At 63.9% G+C, this 18,475-nt stretch carries 17 protein-coding genes; 7 read left to right on the top strand and 10 right to left on the bottom strand.

The annotated features are described in order from the left end of the window. Window positions 1–15: 15 nt before the first annotated feature. The 7 genes from QCE62_RS33180 (at window position 16) to QCE62_RS33210 (ending at window position 8,406) form a co-directional block, all read left to right on the top strand. Window positions 16–1,209: a glycosyltransferase gene (locus QCE62_RS33180; protein ID WP_309927231.1), complete on the top strand. Its 1,194-nt coding sequence runs from the start codon at window positions 16–18 to the stop codon at window positions 1,207–1,209. 90 nt (window positions 1,210–1,299) lie between these two features. Then, on the top strand, window positions 1,300–2,337 hold the full coding sequence (locus tag QCE62_RS33185) for a glycosyl hydrolase (RefSeq protein WP_309927233.1): 1,038 nt from the start codon (window positions 1,300–1,302) through the stop codon (window positions 2,335–2,337). 499 nt (window positions 2,338–2,836) lie between these two features. Next, complete coding sequence (locus QCE62_RS33190; RefSeq protein ID WP_309927235.1) at window positions 2,837–5,188, top strand: polysaccharide biosynthesis tyrosine autokinase; 2,352 nt, start codon at window positions 2,837–2,839, stop codon at window positions 5,186–5,188. 103 nt (window positions 5,189–5,291) lie between these two features. Next, the gene (locus QCE62_RS33195) at window positions 5,292–5,765 is read left to right on the top strand and encodes a hypothetical protein (protein ID WP_309927237.1); all 474 of its coding nucleotides are present in this window, start codon (window positions 5,292–5,294) and stop codon (window positions 5,763–5,765) included. A gap of 10 nt (window positions 5,766–5,775) precedes the next feature. Then, window positions 5,776–7,188 carry a hypothetical protein gene (locus QCE62_RS33200; RefSeq protein ID WP_309927239.1) on the top strand — a complete coding sequence of 471 codons (1,413 nt, stop codon included), beginning with the start codon at window positions 5,776–5,778 and terminating at the stop codon, window positions 7,186–7,188. Between the two features lie 97 nt (window positions 7,189–7,285). Next, window positions 7,286–7,627, top strand: coding sequence for an FKBP-type peptidyl-prolyl cis-trans isomerase (locus QCE62_RS33205; protein ID WP_309821126.1), 342 nt, complete (start codon window positions 7,286–7,288; stop codon window positions 7,625–7,627). 11 nt (window positions 7,628–7,638) lie between these two features. Continuing rightward, window positions 7,639–8,406, top strand: a complete 768-nt coding sequence (locus tag QCE62_RS33210; RefSeq protein ID WP_309927242.1) for an AraC family transcriptional regulator — start codon at window positions 7,639–7,641, stop codon at window positions 8,404–8,406. A gap of 66 nt (window positions 8,407–8,472) precedes the next feature. Here the strand turns inward: QCE62_RS33210 and purF are convergent, their stop codons facing one another. From purF to truA, 10 genes are all read right to left on the bottom strand, one after another. Further along, window positions 8,473–10,020 (bottom strand): amidophosphoribosyltransferase, encoded by a 1,548-nt coding sequence (gene purF / locus QCE62_RS33215; protein ID WP_309821128.1) that lies wholly within the window; start codon window positions 10,018–10,020, stop codon window positions 8,473–8,475. A gap of 147 nt (window positions 10,021–10,167) precedes the next feature. Beyond that, complete coding sequence (locus tag QCE62_RS33220) at window positions 10,168–10,707, bottom strand: CvpA family protein (RefSeq protein ID WP_309927244.1); 540 nt, start codon at window positions 10,705–10,707, stop codon at window positions 10,168–10,170. A 9-nt stretch (window positions 10,708–10,716) separates the two neighbouring features. Then, window positions 10,717–11,583 (bottom strand): SPOR domain-containing protein, encoded by an 867-nt coding sequence (locus QCE62_RS33225; protein ID WP_309927246.1) that lies wholly within the window; start codon window positions 11,581–11,583, stop codon window positions 10,717–10,719. Window positions 11,584–11,673: 90 nt separating this feature from the next. Then, window positions 11,674–12,984, bottom strand: a complete 1,311-nt coding sequence (folC, locus tag QCE62_RS33230) for a bifunctional tetrahydrofolate synthase/dihydrofolate synthase (RefSeq protein WP_309927248.1) — start codon at window positions 12,982–12,984, stop codon at window positions 11,674–11,676. Window positions 12,985–13,061: 77 nt separating this feature from the next. After that, window positions 13,062–13,934, bottom strand: a complete 873-nt coding sequence (gene accD / locus QCE62_RS33235) for an acetyl-CoA carboxylase, carboxyltransferase subunit beta (protein ID WP_309821132.1) — start codon at window positions 13,932–13,934, stop codon at window positions 13,062–13,064. Between the two features lie 73 nt (window positions 13,935–14,007). Beyond that, on the bottom strand, window positions 14,008–14,805 hold the full coding sequence (gene trpA / locus QCE62_RS33240) for a tryptophan synthase subunit alpha (protein ID WP_309927250.1): 798 nt from the start codon (window positions 14,803–14,805) through the stop codon (window positions 14,008–14,010). 84 nt (window positions 14,806–14,889) lie between these two features. Continuing rightward, window positions 14,890–15,753, bottom strand: a complete 864-nt coding sequence (locus tag QCE62_RS33245) for a site-specific DNA-methyltransferase (protein WP_309927252.1) — start codon at window positions 15,751–15,753, stop codon at window positions 14,890–14,892. Between the two features lie 11 nt (window positions 15,754–15,764). After that, the gene (trpB, locus tag QCE62_RS33250) at window positions 15,765–16,958 is read right to left on the bottom strand and encodes a tryptophan synthase subunit beta (RefSeq protein WP_309927254.1); all 1,194 of its coding nucleotides are present in this window, start codon (window positions 16,956–16,958) and stop codon (window positions 15,765–15,767) included. Between the two features lie 48 nt (window positions 16,959–17,006). Further along, window positions 17,007–17,675 (bottom strand): phosphoribosylanthranilate isomerase, encoded by a 669-nt coding sequence (locus QCE62_RS33255; protein WP_309927256.1) that lies wholly within the window; start codon window positions 17,673–17,675, stop codon window positions 17,007–17,009. Beyond that, window positions 17,672–18,475: a tRNA pseudouridine(38-40) synthase TruA gene (gene truA / locus QCE62_RS33260; RefSeq protein WP_309927258.1), complete on the bottom strand. Its 804-nt coding sequence runs from the start codon at window positions 18,473–18,475 to the stop codon at window positions 17,672–17,674. Before truA ends, QCE62_RS33255 begins: the two co-directional genes overlap by 4 nt.

Genomic DNA, 18,475 nt, shown 5'->3' on the forward strand with positions numbered 1-18,475 from the left:
CAAGGGAGAAAGCCGGTGAAGTTGGGAATCTATTGCGACTCGGGCGTCAACGGCGGCCATGAGGAAATGCTGAAGCGTTTCATGCTGGCGCTGGTCGCGAGCGCGCAGGTCGAGACCTTGCACGTCCTCGTGCCGGCTGCTAACGAAGCGTTGTCGCGTCATGTGCGCGAACTCGCGGCCCAGCATCCGAAGGTCAAGGTCATCGCGCTGACCTACACGGCCGAGTCCATCCGCGGCAACATCTTCGCGCTGCTGCGCATGATTCGCTCGACCGCGGCCACGCTGCGCACGCTGCATCTCGACAAGCTCATGATCGCGCAAGGCACGATCGCCTCGGGGCTCGCAGGACTGATCGCCGCGCGCCGCGCGCGCACGCTGGCGGTGAGCTATCTGCCGCTGGTGGATGACGCGCCCGTGAAGGCCGGCCGCGCGGAACAGGTCAAATGGCTCGTGAAGCGCGTGCTGTACCGCATGCCGGACGAGTACGTGACGCTCAACGATCATCTGCGCGACAAGCTGCGCAAGCTCGCGCCCAAGGCGCGCACGATGATCCTGGAGAACTACGTCGACGACCGCTTCAGCCGTTCGACGCTCTCGAAGGAAGCCGCGCGCGAGTCGCTCGGGCTGCCTGATGACGGCACGACCATCGTCGCGCAGATCGGCCGGCTGAATTTCCAGCAGAAGCGTCAGGACTTCTTCATGGAGGCCATCGAGCGCAATGCGAAGGCTTTCAGTCATACGCTCGTGCTGATCGTTGGAGAAGGTCCGGATGACCCGCGCCTGCGCGAGCGCATCGCGGCCAGTCCCGCGCTGTCCGCGTGCGTGCGCATGGTCGGACCGCAGAAGGACGTGCTGCCTTATATCGTCGCAAGCGATGCCCTCGTGCTGCCATCGGCCTATGAAGGCGTGCCGCTCGTGATGATCGAGGCCGTGCTCGCTGAGCGGCCGATTGTCGTATCGCGGGTCTCGGGACTCGATTCGTACTTGCCCGACGCACTGCTGTTCCCTGCCGATGACCGCGAAGCCTTCGTCGAGCGCATTTTCACCGCACGCGATTTCTCCATGGCCTCGCTGCGTGGCGAATTCAGGCGTCGCTTCTCGCGTGAAGCCTTCGACGCGCAAGCGCAACAGGTGCTGCTGCAACCCAGCGCCCCGCGCGATGCAGGCGCTCATTCCGCGCCCAACCATACCGACGTGCTGGCCAAGTAACCGCGCGCACCTTTTCAGAGGTCAACGCCGATGCGTACCTTCCTGGTCGCCGTATCCGTATTGGGCGCATTGTCTTGCGCGGCCCTTCTGATGTCCTCGCGCAGCGGCTCGCCTGATGCGCATCACAGCAACCGCTCGATCATCGCCGATGCCGAAGCCGCCGAGCCGCCCCCGCCGAAGCTCGCTTGCGGCAAGGGTACGACCGGCGTGTTCTATGGCATTGCGGGTCATCTCGAACATCGCGGCGCGTATCGCATGAGCGATTACGATCTGCAGATCTCGCAGTTGCGCGACCTGGGCATCACCATGTATGCGCAGGATGTCTCCAGCGAAGGCAGCGCGCACATGGTCGCGGATTTCGCGCGCGCGGCCGCGAAGCAATGCATCGGCGTACTCGCGCTCGTCACGCCCTTTGAACAGGAGAAGCGCGCGAACGAGCAGGAGACATACGAACGCGCCTATGCGCTCGGGAAGACCGCGGGCCGCGTGCTCAAGGGGCTGGTTACGTACTACCAGGTGGGCAACGAGTACGACAACTGGACCATCAAGGGCGCCGACCGCAGCGGCGAGCATCCGTCAGACTATGACAATGCGATGTTCATGAAGGCGCGCGGCTCGATTCTCGGGCTCATCAAGGGCATTCGTGAGAGCAATCCGGATGCGAAGATCCTGCTGACGTCGTTCAGCTGGCTTCACTACGGCTTCACAGACATGCTCTTTGCGGGCACGCAGCCGGACGGTTCGAGCGGTCACCCGATTCCTCAATGGGACATCACCGCGTGGCACTGGTATTCGAACATGGGTTCCATCACGGCGGCTGGCCAGAACAAGGTCAACGTGCTGGAACGTCTGCGCGACAGCTATGGCAAGCCCATCTGGATCACCGAGTATGGCGTGCGTCCGAATCATCAGGATCCGGGCGGCTATCTCGTGGGCAAGGATGCATTGAAGGGTTTCGTGTCGCTTGCGAAGACCTACAACGTTCAGAACGTGACGCTCTATGAGCTCTATGACGATCAGCGCTATGGCGGCGACGGCAACTACGGCGTGATCGGCGACGATGGAAAAACACGCAAGCCCCGCTTCAATACCGTGCGCGATTTCATCAAGGCTAATCCAATGCCTTAAATTTTTAACGCTTTGATGCTACCGATACGGTCGCAGCGGAACCGCCGATTATCGCGCGAAACAGGCCGTGCGCAAGTGCCGTTCCCGACCTTGCAAGGCATCGAACGTTCGCTACTTAACAGACGCGCCCACCTCGTGACCGGAAGATGGCCTTGATGCTAATTGCTTCAAGGCCTTTCGTGTCGTTGCGCAAGCGAATCGTCGCAATGAAGGTGCGGTGACGCGCACGAGGCGGCAGCCACGGTGTCGAGGCACGAAGTGTGCTTCCATTCACCAGCGATCGTACTCCGACGGGCCCACGTGTTCCGTCAATGCGAACCAGAAGCGCCACGCGCTTCGCTCGTTCTACCTGCCTCTCGCGTCTCTGGTCTTGAAGTTCCAACGGCCATGCGCCGGATCAACAACAACGTAAGTCGCAACGCGGACATGCCGCGCGGATCTTCGCTTTTTCAATGGTCCGGGAATAACTGCTCAACTTATCGAACTGAGGACGGCGCCTTTGAACACCCTCTATGTCAACTCAGCATCTTCGCGGCACGGCAAGGAAGACGGTGAATTTACCGCGGGCGACATGCTCCGGCTGCTGCGCGATCACCTCGGCATGCTGCTCCTGTTCGTCGGGGTCGCGGCTGCCCTCGCGTCCGCCTATGCATTTCTTGCCAAGCCCATCTATTCATCGGATGTAGTCGTGCGGGTCGATCCGCCGGATCCGAATGCGCTCGGCATCGCGCCGCAAAACCAGCAGCAGATGCAGCAGCAGGGGCAAACCGTCAACCAGATTGCGCCCGCCGAGATCTCGGTGATGCAGAGCCGCTCGGTGCTCGAGCCGGTCGTCAAGCAGTTCCACTTCGACATCCGGGTCAAGCCCAACACGTTTCCGATCCTCGGCCAGCTTGCGAACATGTTCGCCAAGAAGGGGCATCTTGCACCGGCGTGGTTCGGTCTCGACTCGTACGCTTGGGGCGGTGAAGATCTGCAGATCGGCCGCCTCGATGTTCCGCCCGCACTCGAAGACCAGAAGCTCGACTTCGTTCTCCTCGACAACAACCAGTACGAGCTGCGCGATCCGGACGGCGAAGTGATCCTGCACGGCACGGTGGGCCGCCCGGCGTCGGCGAACGGCGTATCGATGCTGGTCAATCATGTCGTGGGCCACCCTGGCGTGCATTTCGACGTGACCCGTCTCAACACGCTCGACGCCATCGCGCTGATGAAGAAGACGACGAAGGTCGCGGAATCGTCGAAGGATACGGGCGTCGTGCAGATCACCTTCAACGCCGACGATCCGCAACTCACCGCCGACGTCGCCAACGCGCTGGCTCAGGCGTATCTCGGCGCCGCCGTGCAGGCGCGCCAGGCCAACGATACGAAGACGCTCGAATTCATCCGCGGAGAACTGCCGCGTCTCGAATCCGATCTGAAGAAAGCCGAAGGCAACCTGAGCGCCTATCGCGCGAAGTCGCAATCGGTCCAGCCGATCAACGAAGCGCAAGCCTATTTGCAAGGCAGCATCGTGTCGATGCAGCAGCTCGCCACGCTCAAGCTGCAACGTACGCAGATGCTGCAACGCTTCCAGCCGAGCAGCCCGCAGGTGCAGAATCTCGATCAGCAGATCGCGCAGCTCGAGTCGTCGAACCAGCAGATCCAGTCGCGCTTCGACAGCATGCCGGCATCCGAGCGCCAGAACGCTGAGCTGACGCGCGATGCGCGCGTGGCCGAGACCATCTATATGGGCATGGTCAACAAGGCCGAGGAGCTCTCGGTGCGCCGTGCGAGCACGAGCGGCGGCGCGCATATCGTCGATACCGCGCTGCGTCCGTATCGTCCGGTGAAGCCTAACAAGCCGCTCGTGATTCTCGCGGGCACGGGCCTGGGCTTTTTCGTCGGCACGTTCTTCATCTTCCTGCGCCGTCACGCAATGATCGGCGTCACGGATCCGATGTTCGTGGAGCGCCGCTTGTCCGTACCGGTGCTGGGCGAAGTGCTGTACAGCCGCCAGCAGGCAATGCTGGATCACGAGATCGCAGTGTCGCCGGTCGAGCATGCGCCGCTCACCTATGCGGGTGCGCAAGGGCATGCCGCGCCCAAGGCGCTGGCCTACACCGAGGCGCCGCGGCATGATGCCTTCGCGATGCCGCACGTGCCCGAGTCTCATCGCGACGCCCGCGTCCTTGCCTCGCGCTATCCGCACGATCCTGCCGTGGAAGCCCTGCGCGCAGTGCGAACCGAGCTGTATCGCGACCTGGCCAACGCGCCGAACAACATCGTGATGCTGACCGGCCCGATTCCTTCGGCGGGCAAGAGCTTCGTCGCGGCGAACCTGGCCGTGCTGCTCGCGGAAATCGGCCTGCGCGTGTTGCTGATCGACGCCGACATGCGTCGTGGTCATATCGCCTCGTTCTTCAAGCAGTCGAATCCGGGCGGTCTCTCCGAAGTGCTGAAGGGCGAGATGCCGCTCGGCGACGCGCTGCGCTATGTGGGCGTGCCGGGGCTGTCGTTCCTGTCGTGCGGCGGCTATCCGGAGAATCCGTCCGAGCTGCTGATGATGCCCGGCTTCCGCGATACGCTTGCGCGCATGAGCGATCAGTTCGATCTCGTGCTGGTGGATACGCCGCCGTTCCTCGTCGTCACCGACGCGGCGATCGTGGCAAGCGATGCCGGCTCCACGGTGCTCGTGCTGCGCTCCGGCATCCAGAGCGAGGAAGAGATCGAAGAGACGGTGAAGAAGGTGCAGCGTGCGGGCGGCAGGCTCGTGGGATCGGTATTCAACGCGATTCCGCGTCGTCCGAGCAATCGCCGCAGTTACGGTTATGCGGCGGCTTATACGAGCACCTTCAAGGCACAGAACTGACGTCTGCATTCCGATGTCGAACACAGCGCCGCGTGACATGTCACGCGGCGTTTCAAGTTGTAGGGCGACAAAAGGCTGAAGGGGTTGCGGCGCGGATGCCGACGTGTGGCGCGCAGCCGACCGGATCGGGGAAGAGTACGCACAAGGTGACCCAATGGGCGCGCGTTTTTCCTTCAGGCATCGGCTCAAGCAGTGTCCGCGTTGTCGCAGGCCGGTCGGGGCCGATGTTCCGGTCTGTCCGCATTGCGACTTCCATCGGCTGCCGGAGCGCGCCTTCGTACCGAGGCTGCCCGCGCCGGCGAATTCGACGCCGCAGCCACGCGTCGTGAAAGCCGCCCGCAGGCGACCGCCGTTGCGGGCACTACTGGTTCTCGTGATGGCGCTGCTGTCCATCAGCGGTTACATCTCGCTGCGCGAATCAGGCATCGAAACTCGCCTGAAGTCGCTCAGTTCGCATCACTGGCTCGGCTCCGTCGATGAACAGCCGAACCATGCACCCGAAAACGAAGCTGCAAGCAGTGCGCCGGTTCCGATCGGATCACTGAATTTTGAAGAAGCCCGTTCCACGCGGGTATAACCATTCGACGATGAAAGAAAAAGCGGCGCTGACCGACCTCTACTACAGGATCTGGGCCTTCGCGATGCCGGTGACGTCGTTTTTGCTCGTCCCGTCCATCCAGGGCACGACCATCGGCTACATGATGTGCTTCCTCTCGGTGCCGCTCGTGCTGCTGTTCGGCGGCCGGGCGCGCAAGAGCTGGATGCACTTCGTGGGCGCGGCGCTCGTGGTATGGCTGCTGATGCTCTGCACGACGCAGGTCGCGGACGTCATGGCCCCCTACGATCCCGACTTCTCCAGAATCGTGCTGGTCGAGGAAACCGATCCGTTCACGTTCATCCTGCGCAAGAGCATGTTCACGCAGTCGGTCTATGTGGCCGCCGTCGTGCTCTACGCGGCCTACGTGTACCACTACTACAAGCCGACCTGGGACCAGTGGCTGCTCGCCGCCATCACGCTCTTCGCGCTCTACGGGATGTTCGAAGTCGCGTACTTCGTCATCACGGGCCAGCCGGGCGACTTCATCTCCAACCGTGCATTCGGCGACCAGTTCGGCAAGGGCATCGTGCGCTCGGACGGCACGGTGAACGGCAGTTCGTTCCAGCAGATGGACATCGGCGGCATGCGCTTCCAGCGCCTCAAGGCGCTGACCGGCGAACCCTCGATGTACGCCATGTCCATGTTCCCGTTCTGGGTGTATTTCAACGCCACCTCGCGGGTGCGCTGGCCGGTCTGGATCATCGGCATCTCGCTGCTGATGAGCACCTCGTCCACCGTGCTGATCGGTTATGCGGTGTTCGCGCTGATCCGCATGCGCAAGCTCGGCATCAACCCGGTCAAGGCGCTCATCGGGCTGTTCGTGCTGTGCGTGATCGCGTATATCGCGCAGGACTACATCGCCGATCTCTTCAAGCAGATGGTGACGAACAAGCTCGAACAGAAGGACGAGTCGGGCTCTGACCGTGCGCTGCTGTTCGTCGAGTCGATGCGCCTCTGGTTCCACGGGACGCCGATGAACCAGCTGTTCGGCATCGGTTTCGGCTACGTCCGCTCGACCGACCTGTTCTCCACGTTGATGGTCAACACCGGCATTATCGGCACGATCTTCATCAGCGGGCTGATGCTCTATCCGGCATTCAAGCTCGACTGGGATGCGCGCGGCATGGCGTTGCGCCAGTGCTGCGTGGCTACCTGGACGATGATGATGGTCTCGGTGCCGGAGTTCGCCTATCTCGCGCCGTGGACCCTGGTCGCGATGGCCTATGTCCGGGTGCGTGCGCTCAAGCTCGCGAGACAACAGCGCGGCGACGAAGCCGCTGCCTCGGCCATGGAAGACGCGCAACTGGGCGCGAGCATCGGCACGTCGATTGGCCGGCATGTCGCGCCGGAACTCGGGCCGCGCATCGGCTCGCGTTTCGGGCCGCGCGGCCGGCATCTCTGAGGACTTTCAACCCTTCCACGCATGAGGTTCGCGCGCCGCCTGCTTCCGGCGGCGTTCTACAATGGCGGTTTCGACCACCGACAACCTGGGAGCAACCATGTCGACTGTCACGACCGATTCCGGTCTCAAATACGAAGATCTCACTGTCGGCGAAGGCGCCGAAGCTGTCGCCGGCAAGACGGTCAGCGTGCATTACACGGGCTGGCTCACGGATGGCCAGAAGTTCGATTCGAGCAAGGACCGTAACGACCCGTTCGCCTTCGTGCTGGGCGGCGGCATGGTCATTCGCGGCTGGGACGAAGGCGTCCAGGGCATGAAGGTCGGCGGCGTGCGCCGTCTCACCATTCCGCCGCAACTCGGCTATGGTGCACGCGGCGCGGGCGGCGTGATTCCGCCGAACGCCACGCTGGTGTTCGAAGTCGAACTGCTCGACGTCTGAGCCAGGTCCGCGTGAACGCGCCGCGGCCCCGTCCCGCCCTTGCGCTACGCCGCTATGCCGCGACGCAGGCGTCCGAGGTCCACGACTTCCATCAGATCGTGCTGGGTGTAGAGGGATCGATGGAGATGGCCGTGGACGGACGCGGCGCGCGTATCGACCGAAGCGGCGCGTGGATCATTCCAGCGGGCGCGCGTCACGATTACTGGGCCGCCGGCGACAACCGCCAGCTCGTGCTCGATCTTCCGCTGGCGTCGCTCGCCGTGCCCGAGCGCTTCTTCGAGCAGGCGCGTTGCATCGCGCTTCATCCTTCCATCACGCGGCTGGTCGCCGGGTTCGCACCTGGCGCGGGCGTCGGTCAATCGCATGAGTGTCATCGCTTTGCCTGGCAAGCGGCCGCGCATCTGTGCGGCGCGCTCATGCACGATGCCGGCAATGCCGCATTCCCTTCGAAAGGCCTCGATTTCGCCCGCATCGACGCGTGGCTGCGCCGGCATCTCGCCGAGCCGCTGCGCATCGCCGATCTCGCGGCGCATTGCGGCTTCGGCATGCGGCGGTTCCACCAGCTGTTCAACGATGCCTTCGGCGAGACGCCGCATCGCTATGTGCAACGTCTGCGGCTCGATACCGCGCTGACACGATTGGCCGATCCGCTCGCCGCGCTCACGGACATCGCGCTCGATTGCGGCTTCGCCGATCAGAGCACGTTCACGCATGCCTTCACGAAACGTTTCGGCATGGCGCCGGGACAATGGCGTGCGGGCAGCACGCGCACGCACTGATTCTGCAAAAAAGCCCGCTCGTCCTCACAGACGAAGCGGGCTCCCAAGATCACGCCGTAAAGCGCGTTATTCGACCGATAGTTGCAGATGCAACTGTGAGCGCGCCATGCCGCCATCCATCGCTTCGCTCGCAGCATCGCGATCCGATTGCGACTGCGGCGCCAGACGCGCCGACTCGATGCGATCCAGATAATCGGTCGTCACGTCGCCGGTGATGTAGTTGCCGTCGAAGCACGAGGCCTCGAAGTCCTTCAGTTCCGGATTGATGTCGCGGATCGCGTTCTTCAGGTCTTCCACGTCCTGATACACGAGATAGTCCGCGCCGATCATGCGCGCCACTTCCTCATCCGTGCGGCCGTGCGCCACGAGTTCGCCGCGCGTCGGCATGTCGATGCCGTACACGTTCGGGTACTTCACCGGCGGCGCCGCCGAAGCGAAGATCACCTTGTTCGCGCCCGCGTCACGCGCCATCTGCACGATCTCGTGGGACGTCGTGCCGCGCACGATCGAATCATCGACGATCAGCACATTCTTGCCCTTGAACTCGATGCCCATCGCATTGAGCTTCTGGCGCACCGACTTCTTGCGCACCGCCTGGCCCGGCATGATGAAGGTGCGGCCCACGTAGCGGTTCTTGAAGAAGCCCTCGCGATACTCGACGCCCAGCTTCGCGGCGACCTGCATCGCGGCGGGACGCGAGGAATCGGGAATCGGCATGACGACGTCGATGGCCACGTCCGGCAGCACGCGCTTGATCTTCTCGGCGAGGTAATCGCCCATGCGCAGGCGCGCGTTGTAGACCGGCACGCCGTCGAGGCACGAGTCCGGACGCGCGAGATAGACGAGCTCGAAGATGCACGGATTCAGCGCGGGCTTCTCGGCGCACTGGTGGCTGTGCAGGTTGCCGTCGCTGTCGATGAAGATCGCTTCGCCCGGTTCCACGTCACGCACGAATTCGAAACCAATGCCTTCGATCGCCACCGATTCCGATGCCACCATCCACTCGACGCCCGTCGTCGTTTCCAGCTTGCCGAGCACCAGCGGACGAATGCCGAACGGATCGCGGAAGGCCACGAGTCCATAGCCCGCGATCAGCGACACGATCGCATACGAGCCCTTCACCCGGCGATGCACGCCGGCCACGGCCTTCCACAGCGCGGCGGCGTCGAGCTGCAGGCCGGAGCTGGCGAGCTGCAGTTCGTGGGCGAAGACGTTGAGCAGAACTTCGGTGTCGGATGCGGTGTTGATGTGCCGGCGGTCGATGCGGAACATCTCGTCCTTCAACTGCGGCCAGTTCGTCAGATTGCCGTTGTGCGCGAGGATGATCCCGAACGGCGCATTCACGTAGAACGGCTGCGCTTCTTCCTCGCTCGCGGCGGATCCGGCGGTCGGATAACGCACCTGGCCGATGCCGACGTTGCCCGGCAGGCTGCGCATGTTGCGCGTGCGGAACACGTCGCGCACCATGCCGTTGGCCTTGTGCATGTGGAAGTTGTTGCCGTTCGCCGTGGCAATGCCCGCTGCGTCCTGGCCGCGATGTTGCAGCAGGAGCAGGCTGTCATAGATCAGCTGGTTGACGGGGCTTTGGGAAACTACACCTACGATGCCGCACATGGCATGGTCCTTCAAAGAGTCGAAACGGGGTGAGAAGGCGTTGCTGGTCCAGCGGACGCATTCACGCGTCCGGCTGCACGAAGCTGCCCTTACCGGGTCGAAGTGGGTCTTCGAGCCGTCGCGCGCCCCATGTAGCCGGCCGTTCGTCTATTGTGCGGCGTTTGGCGCCATGCCGCTGGAGCCAACAGCGGGGGCGACGTGCACATACGCGGCGAGCGTATCGGGGAGCAGCAGTTTCAGTTCACGCACGCCCTGCTCGGCCGTCGGCCTCAGCAGCGCATTGCGCCAGAAATCTTTCTGAGGTAGTTCGGTCAAGCCCGCCAGGGCGACCAGGATGACTACCAATATAGCGCCTCTGACGAGGCCGAAAAGCAAGCCCAGCGAGCGGTCCACGCCGCGCAGGCCGGTCACTTCCGTGACGCGCGTCAGCAATGCGGACAGTACGCTTGACAGCAACAGCACCGCCGCCACGACCAGCAGGAACGCCACCAGCCATTGCGTGAGCGCGCCGCCCGGCCAGGTGTCCGGAATATACGGAACGACGAGCCCGACAAAACGCCCCGCGATCAGGATGGCGGCGATCCACCCGACCAACCCGAAGGCCTCGGCCAGCAGGCCGCGCCACATGCCGCGCAGGGCGGACAGGCCGATCACGGCCATCACGCCATAGTCGAAAGCGGTGAACATCGGATGCGCTTAGTTCGATGTCGACCGGGTGCCGCCGCCGAGACCGGCCTGGCGCACCTTGACCAGCGCCGCCTGCGCCGCCGCGCGATCCGCGAACGGCCCGGCGCGCAGCAGCGAACGGGTCGAGCCGTCCGATTGCTTGCGATGTTCGAGATATGCGGGCACACCCGCGGACTTCAACTTGCTGACCCAGTTCTGGGCGGCGGTTTCGTCGTCGAACTGGCCGATCTGCAGCACGAAGCGGCTGCCGGCCGGCGATGCCGGCGTGTTCGCGGCGCTCGCAGCGGCGTTGGCCGCGGTGGTCGCGTTGGCGTCTTCGGAAGGTGTCGTGGCCTGCGGCTTGGCTGCGGGGGGCTTGGCAGCCTGAGTAGCGGTGGCGGCAGGCTTCGATGCCTGCGGCTTCGCTTCGGGCTTGGGTGCTTCCTTGGCCTCCGGCTTGGCCTGCGCCACCGCCGCCGACGACGCGGCCTGCGGCGGCGTCATGCCGCCGGTGACACTAGACGCGTTCACCGGGCCATCGTGGGCCACGCCCGCTTGCGTGTCGGCGTCGTTCGCGTCGCGCGACGGCTTCATGGCCGGCGCGGGGCGATTCGGAATGTCGATGGAGATGTCGTCGGTGACGGGCTTCGGGCGGGAGTCGAGCACCATCGGCAGGATGATGACCGCCGCCAGCACCAGCGCAATGGCGCCCACCAGCCGGCGGCGCGCGCGCTGCTTTTCCGGCAGCGTGGGGTCGAGCATCATGGCGTCGGCGTCGGTGCGCTCGGATCTGCGCGTGCGGCGTTCCGTGCGGACGGTTTGACGCGAACCGCGTCCGGAGTCCGAATATGCGTCGCGACCGGAGTCGTCTTTCTTGCCGAACGAGAAGAGTCCCATGTATCGCTTGGTGCAGATGGGTGCCCGCGAGTGCTGATCCTGCGAATGCTGCCGATCAGCGCCGACGGCCGCCCGTCTCAGTGATGCCGCTCAATGATGTTGCGACTTGCGGAAGGCCATGACGCCGGCCACCGTGTAGAAACTGCCGAAAACCAAAATTCTATCATTTTCGGAGGCCCTGCTTAACGCGTCTTGAAAGGCGGCGGCAGGGTTTTCAAAACGGGAAACGCTGCTGTCGGGTCCGTCGTTGACCCCGGCATCGCGCAAAGCGCTCTCCAGCTGCTCCGCCGATGCACCCCGCGACGTTGGCAGCGCGGTCACGTTCCAGTGATCGATCTCGCCTTTCAGATGCGTCAGCACACCTTCGATGTCCTTGTCGCGCATGGCGCCAAACACCGCGTAAGTGTACGGAAAGTAGCCCATGTTGCCGAGATTTTGCGCCAGTACCGCGGCTGCATGCGGATTGTGCGCGACATCGAGAATGACTTGCGGCTTGCCGGGCAACACCTGGAAGCGGCCCGCCAGTTCCACGTTGGCAAGTCCGAGCCGGATGTCCTGCGCCGACACCGGCACGCGGTCGCGCAAGGATTCCAGCGCCGCCAGCGCCGCCGACGTGTTGATCAGCTGGTTCGCGCCGCGCAGCGCCGGATAGGCGAGCGCCGAACGACGCTGCTCACGGCCGAGATAGCTCCACTGCTGGCGCTCGTTGCCCGGCTGCGCTTCGTAGCGGAAGTCGCGGCCGACCAGCCAGAGATCCGCACCGACTGCTTCGGCATGATCGATCAGGCTTTGCGGCGGCGACGGATCGCCGCAGATCGCGGGCTTGCCCGGGCGGAAGATGCCTGCCTTCTCGAAGCCGATCTTCTCGCGCGTGTCACCGAGAAAGTCCGTATGGTCGATGTCGATGCTCGTGATCACCGCGCAATCCGTATCGACGATATTCACCGCGTCCAGACGTCCGCCGAGCCCGACTTCGAGCACCACCGCGTCCAGCCCGCGCGACGCGAACAGATGCAGGATGGCCAGGGTCGTGAATTCGAAGTACGTCAGCGACACCGGCTCAGGCAGGCTCGCGCGCGCCTTTTCCACGGCCTCGAAGTGCTCGAGCAGGTCGGCATCGCTGGCTTCGGCGCCATCGATGCGCGCCCTTTCGTTGAAGGTCAGCAGATGCGGCGACGTGTGGCAGCCCACGCGATAACCCGCGCGCAGCAGGATGGTTTCGAGGATCGCGCAGGTCGAGCCCTTGCCGTTCGTGCCGCCGACCGTGATCACCGGGCAGTCGAAGTGCAGGCCGAGCGCGTCCTTGACCCGGCCGATGCGCGTCAGCCCCATGTCGATGCCGACCGGATGCGCGGCTTCCAGATGGGTAAGCCAGGCGTCGAGGGAGGGAAAAGTGTTCATATGCGGAATGATGAAAGCAAAAACGCCGCGCGGAACCTTGAGGGTTCACGCGCGGCGCGGCGCTGCGTGGGGCACGCTCAGGCGACGGCGTCGGCCGGCTGCCGGGTCATCAGCGCCATCAACTGGGCGATTTCCTCGCGCAGCTTGCGGCGGTCCACGATCATGTCGACCGCGCCCTTCGTCAGCAGGAATTCGGCGCGCTGGAAGCCTTCCGGCAGTTTCTCGCGCACGGTCTGCTCGATCACGCGCGGACCGGCGAAGCCGATCAGCGCCTTCGGCTCGGCGATGACCACGTCGCCCAGGAACGCAAAGCTCGCCGACACGCCGCCCATCGTCGGATCGGTCAGGACGGAGATGAAAGGCAGCTTGGCGTCAGCCAGCTTGGTCAGCAAGGCAGTGGTCTTGGCCATCTGCATCAGCGAAAGCAGGCTTTCCTGCATGCGGGCGCCGCCCGAAGCCGTGAAGCAGATGAACGGCACGTTTTGTTCGAGCGCATTGCGCGCGCCGCGGGCGAAGCGTTCGCCGACCACCGAACCCATCGAGCCGCCCATGAAGGAGAACTCGAAGCAGGCGACCACGCAGGGAATCGTATGGATGGCGCCGCCCATGACGACCATGGCGTCGGTTTCGCCGGTGTCGTCCATTGCTTCCTTGATGCGGTCCGGGTACTTGCGGCTGTCCTTGAACTTGAGCGCATCGACCGGCACGACTTCCTGGCCGATTTCATAACGGCCTTCCGGATCCAGCAGGCGGTCGAGCCGCTCGCGCGCGCCGATGCGCATGTGATGGCTGCACTTCGGGCAGACATGCAGGTTCGCCTCGACGTCGTTGCGATACAGCACGGCCTCGCACGACGGGCACTTCACCCACAGGCCTTCGGGAATGCCCTTGCGGCTTTTGGGATCGGTTTGCTTGATCTTGGGCGGCAGCAGTTTGTCGAGCCAGCTCATCGTTTTTCCTTGACTATTCAGTCGCCGCACGGCGCGCCCAGAATCGGGCGGGCCGCGGCGGCGCGTATTTTACTCAGGCATCGAGCGCCTGACGAATTTCCGCGATGAAACTCGTCAGCGACGCGGCAGCGGTGTCGGGCTTGGCTTCCTCGAGCAGTTGCACGAGGCGGCTGCCGATCACGACGGCATCCGCGACTTCGGCGACGGCGCGGGCGGTTTGCGCGTCGCGAATGCCGAAACCGACGCCGATCGGCAGGGGCACATGCGACTTGATGGCCGGGATTTTACTCGCGATGCTGGAAACGTCCAGATTTGCCGAGCCGGTCACGCCCTTGAGGGAGACGTAATAGACATAGCCGCTCGCAATTTTGCCGACCGCCGCCACCCGCGCGTCGGTGGACGTGGGCGCGAGCAGGAAGATCGGATCGATGCCGGCCGCGGTCATGGCCTGACCGAAGTCCGCAGCTTCCTCGGGCGGGTAGTCCACCACCAGCACGCCGTCCACGCCAGCTTCCTGGGCGGCTTTCGCGAAGTGCTGGGCGCCCATGCGTTCGATCGGATTGGCATAGCCCATCAGGACAACGGGCGTCGTGTCGTTGGTTTCGCGGAAGCGCGCCACGTCGGCGAGCACGCGCTTCAGCGTAACGCCGCGCGCCAGCGCCCGTTCCGAGGAACGCTGGATGACGGGACCGTCCGCCATCGGGTCGGAAAACGGCACGCCCAGTTCGATGACGTCCGCGCCGCCCTTGGCCAGCGCATGCATGAAGTCGACCGTCTGTTCCGGGTTCGGGTCGCCGGCGGTAATGAACGGGATCAATCCCTTCCGGCCTTGCGCGGCCAGCGCCGCAAAAGTGTTCTTGATACGGGACATGAGAATTCTCTATTCGGATTCGTTGGCCTCTGAAGTCGTGCGGACATCGGAGGCGATCTGCGACGAAAATGCGTGCTACGGGCGTTATTCGGCCGTTTCAGTCGCGGCGTCGATCACGAGCGGCGGTCGGCGGCGGGTCTCCGGCAGTTTCGGCTTGCGATCCTCGGCCAGCCGGTTTTCCGCAATTGCACAGTAATCCGCGTTGATCTCGTAGCCGGTAAAAGCTCGGCCGTGACGGGCACAGGCCACTGCGGTCGTGCCGCTGCCCATGAACGGATCGAGCACGCGCCCGCCCGGCGGACAGCTCGCCAGCACCATGCGTTCGACGATCTCCAGCGGCTTTTGCGTCGGATGATCGACCCGCTCCGCGTGCTGCCGATGCAGCCGCGATACGGACCAGACATCCTTCGGGTTATAGCCGAGCTCCAGCCACTTGCTGCCTTCGAAGATCTTGCGCGAGCGCGCCTTTTTCGTCTCTGCGTCGTAGGGGATGCGCACCGGATCGAGATCGAAGTAATAATCCTTCGACACCGCGAAATAACCGATGTTGTCATGCACTGACGTGAATTTACGCGTCGTTCCCCCCATGCTCGGCACACGGCGGTCCCAGACGATCTCGTTGATCATCAGCAGGCGCCGCTTCAGGAACACGAAGAGTTCAGGCGAGTATTGCCACGTGCAGAAGATGTACAGCGAGCCGCTGGGCTTCAGCTTCGGTATCGCCAAGTCAAGCCAGCGATACGTCCACTCCAGGAAAGCCTCGCCGGACAACATGTCCGAGTCGTTCCCGTAATCCTTGCCCAGACCATAAGGCGGATCGGCGACGATCAGATCGATCGACGCATTGGGGATGTTCTCGGCATCGGCCAGAAAGTCACGGTTGCGAATGTCACTGCCGGCGCTGGTGAGAGCGCCGGCGGACAAGGGCTCGTCGATGACGGTGCGCATCTATCGGGGGCTCAGAACTGGATGCCCGATCGCTCGGCGACCGTATGCATGTCCTTGTCACCCCGGCCCGACAGATTGACGAGCAGCACCTTGTCGCGCGGCAGCGTCTGCGCGAGCTTCGCGCCGTAGGCGAGCGCGTGGCTCGATTCAAGCGCAGGGATGATGCCCTCGATGCGGCAGCAGTCGTGGAAGGCCTTGAGCGCTTCGTCGTCGGTGATGCCGACGTATTCGGCACGACCCTCGTCCTTCAGCCACGCGTGCTCGGGGCCCACGCCCGGGTAGTCCAGGCCCGCCGAGATCGAATGCGTCTCGATGATCTGCCCGTCCGCGTCCTGCAGCAGATAAGTACGATTGCCGTGCAACACGCCGGGGCTTCCGCCCATCAGCGAGGCAGCGTGACGGCCGGTGTCGATGCCGTCTCCCGCCGCTTCGACGCCGATCAGCCGCACGTCCTTGTCGTCGATGTAGGGATAAAAGATGCCCATCGCATTCGATCCGCCGCCAACGCACGCGATCACCGCGTCCGGCTGACGACCGGCCATCTCAGGCATCTGCACGCGGCATTCGTCGCCGATCACGCGCTGGAAGTCGCGCACCATCATCGGATAGGGATGCGGGCCCGCTACCGTGCCGATGATGTAGAACGTGTTCTCGACATTCGTGACCCAGTCGCGCATCGCTTCGTTGAGGGCGTCCTTCAACGTCTTCGAGCCGGATTCCACCGGCACGACCGTCGCACCGAGCAACTTCATTCGATAGACATTCGCGGCCTGCCGGCGCACGTCTTCCGCGCCCATGTAGACCACGCATTCCATGCCGAAACGCGCCGCGATGGTCGCCGTCGCCACGCCGTGCTGGCCCGCGCCGGTTTCCGCGATCACACGCGGCTTGCCCATCTTGCGAGCGAGCAGCGCCTGACCGATCACGTTGTTGACCTTGTGCGCGCCCGTGTGATTCAGGTCTTCGCGCTTCAGATAAAGCTGCGCGCCGCCCAGCATCTCGCTCCAGCGCCGCGCATGATAAATGGGCGACGGACGGCCCACGTAGTGCTTGAGCTCGTACTCGTACTCAGCGATGAATTCGGGATCTTTTTGAGCCGCTTCATACGCGACGCGCAATTCGTCGAGCGCGTGGATGAGCGTTTCGGAGACGAACACGCCTCCAAACTGGCCGAAATGGCCTCTTTCGTCTGGCAAGTTGTACATTTGCGTCACTCTCGGTTACGCGGACCGGCTGTGCGTTCCGCGTTCGATTTACCCAGCATCCGCTGCGCGCACCGCGCGCACGAATGCCGCCATTCGGGCGGGATCTTTCACGCCCTTGGCGCCCGGTACTTCGATGCCGCTGGAGACATCGACCGCGTACGGGCGCACACGCCGAATGGCGTCATGGACGTTTTGCGCGTTCAAGCCACCACTCAAAACGGCCTGATGCCCGAGATCTGTTGGGATAAGTGACCAATCGAATACCTTTCCACCGCCGCCGAAGCCCTCGACGAGGGCGTCGAGCAGAAGGCCGCCTGCGGCTTTGAACTGATTTGACGATTCTATCAAATGGCCTGGGGACGCATCAGGCCCAATTCGCAGTGCGCGCCAATAGGACAAACCCGCAATGCGCGCCAGTTCCTCGCATTGTTCAGGGGTTTCATCGCCGTGGAATTGCAGCAGCGAGAGCGGCACATTCGACGTGACTTCGCGGATCCAGTCGGGCGTCGCATTCACGAACAGGCCGACGATCGAGACCAGCGGCGGCACATGCCGGGCCAGTTCGGCCGCCTGCGCGACGCTCACCGAGCGCGGGCTGGGCGGATAGAACACAAAGCCGACGGCGTCCGCGCCAAGCGCCACGGCATGCTGCACGTCCTCGACGCGCGACAGTCCGCACAGTTTGATGCGGGTTCGATGCAGATCGGTTTCGTTCATGTCGGCTCGGCCCAGACGGCGCTCCAGGGCATGGCAGCGAGGTGCGGCGGCGGCACCGCAAAGTGTTCAGGATAGCCGACCTCGGCAAGATACAGCCCGTCCGGCATGAAAGTGGGCGCGGCGACGCGCCGGTCGCGCGCGGCGAGCACGTCGGCCATCCAGGACGCCGGATGACGCCCCCGGCCGATCGCCACGAAACATCCCATCAGGTTGCGCACCATGTGATGCAGAAACGCATTGGCGCGCAAGCGGAAGTGGATGAAGTCGCCCTGTTCCCGCACATCGATCTGATGGAGATGCTTGACCGGCGTCTTCGACTGGCAATCGGCGGCGCGGAACGACGAAAAATCATGCTCGCCGATCAGGCAGGCAGCCGCGTCGCGCATCGCGGCGACATCGAGCGGCGTATGGACCCAGCCCGCGCGCCTCGCCAGCATCGGCGAGCGCACCGGATTCACGTTTAGCACGTAATAGTAAGTGCGCTCGAACGCCGCGAAACGCGCGTGGAAATCGTCGGGCATCGGCCGGGCCCATTGCACGGCGACGGTCTCCGGCAGAAAGGCGTTGGTGCCGCGCACCCAGGAGAACTCGGCGCGGTCCAGGTCGGTGTCGAAGTGCACGACTTGTCCCAGACCGTGAACCCCGGTATCCGTGCGGCCAGCGACGATCGTCGGCAGCGGCGTCTGCGCAAACTCCGCGAGCGCGCGCTCCAGCGCGTTCTGCACGGTCTTGCCGTGCGGCTGGGACTGCCAGCCGCAAAACGCCGAGCCGTCGTACTGAATGCCTAAAGCAATGCGCAT

The sequence above is a fragment of the Caballeronia sp. LZ033 genome (assembly GCF_031451265.1).
Lineage (GTDB): Bacteria > Pseudomonadota > Gammaproteobacteria > Burkholderiales > Burkholderiaceae > Caballeronia.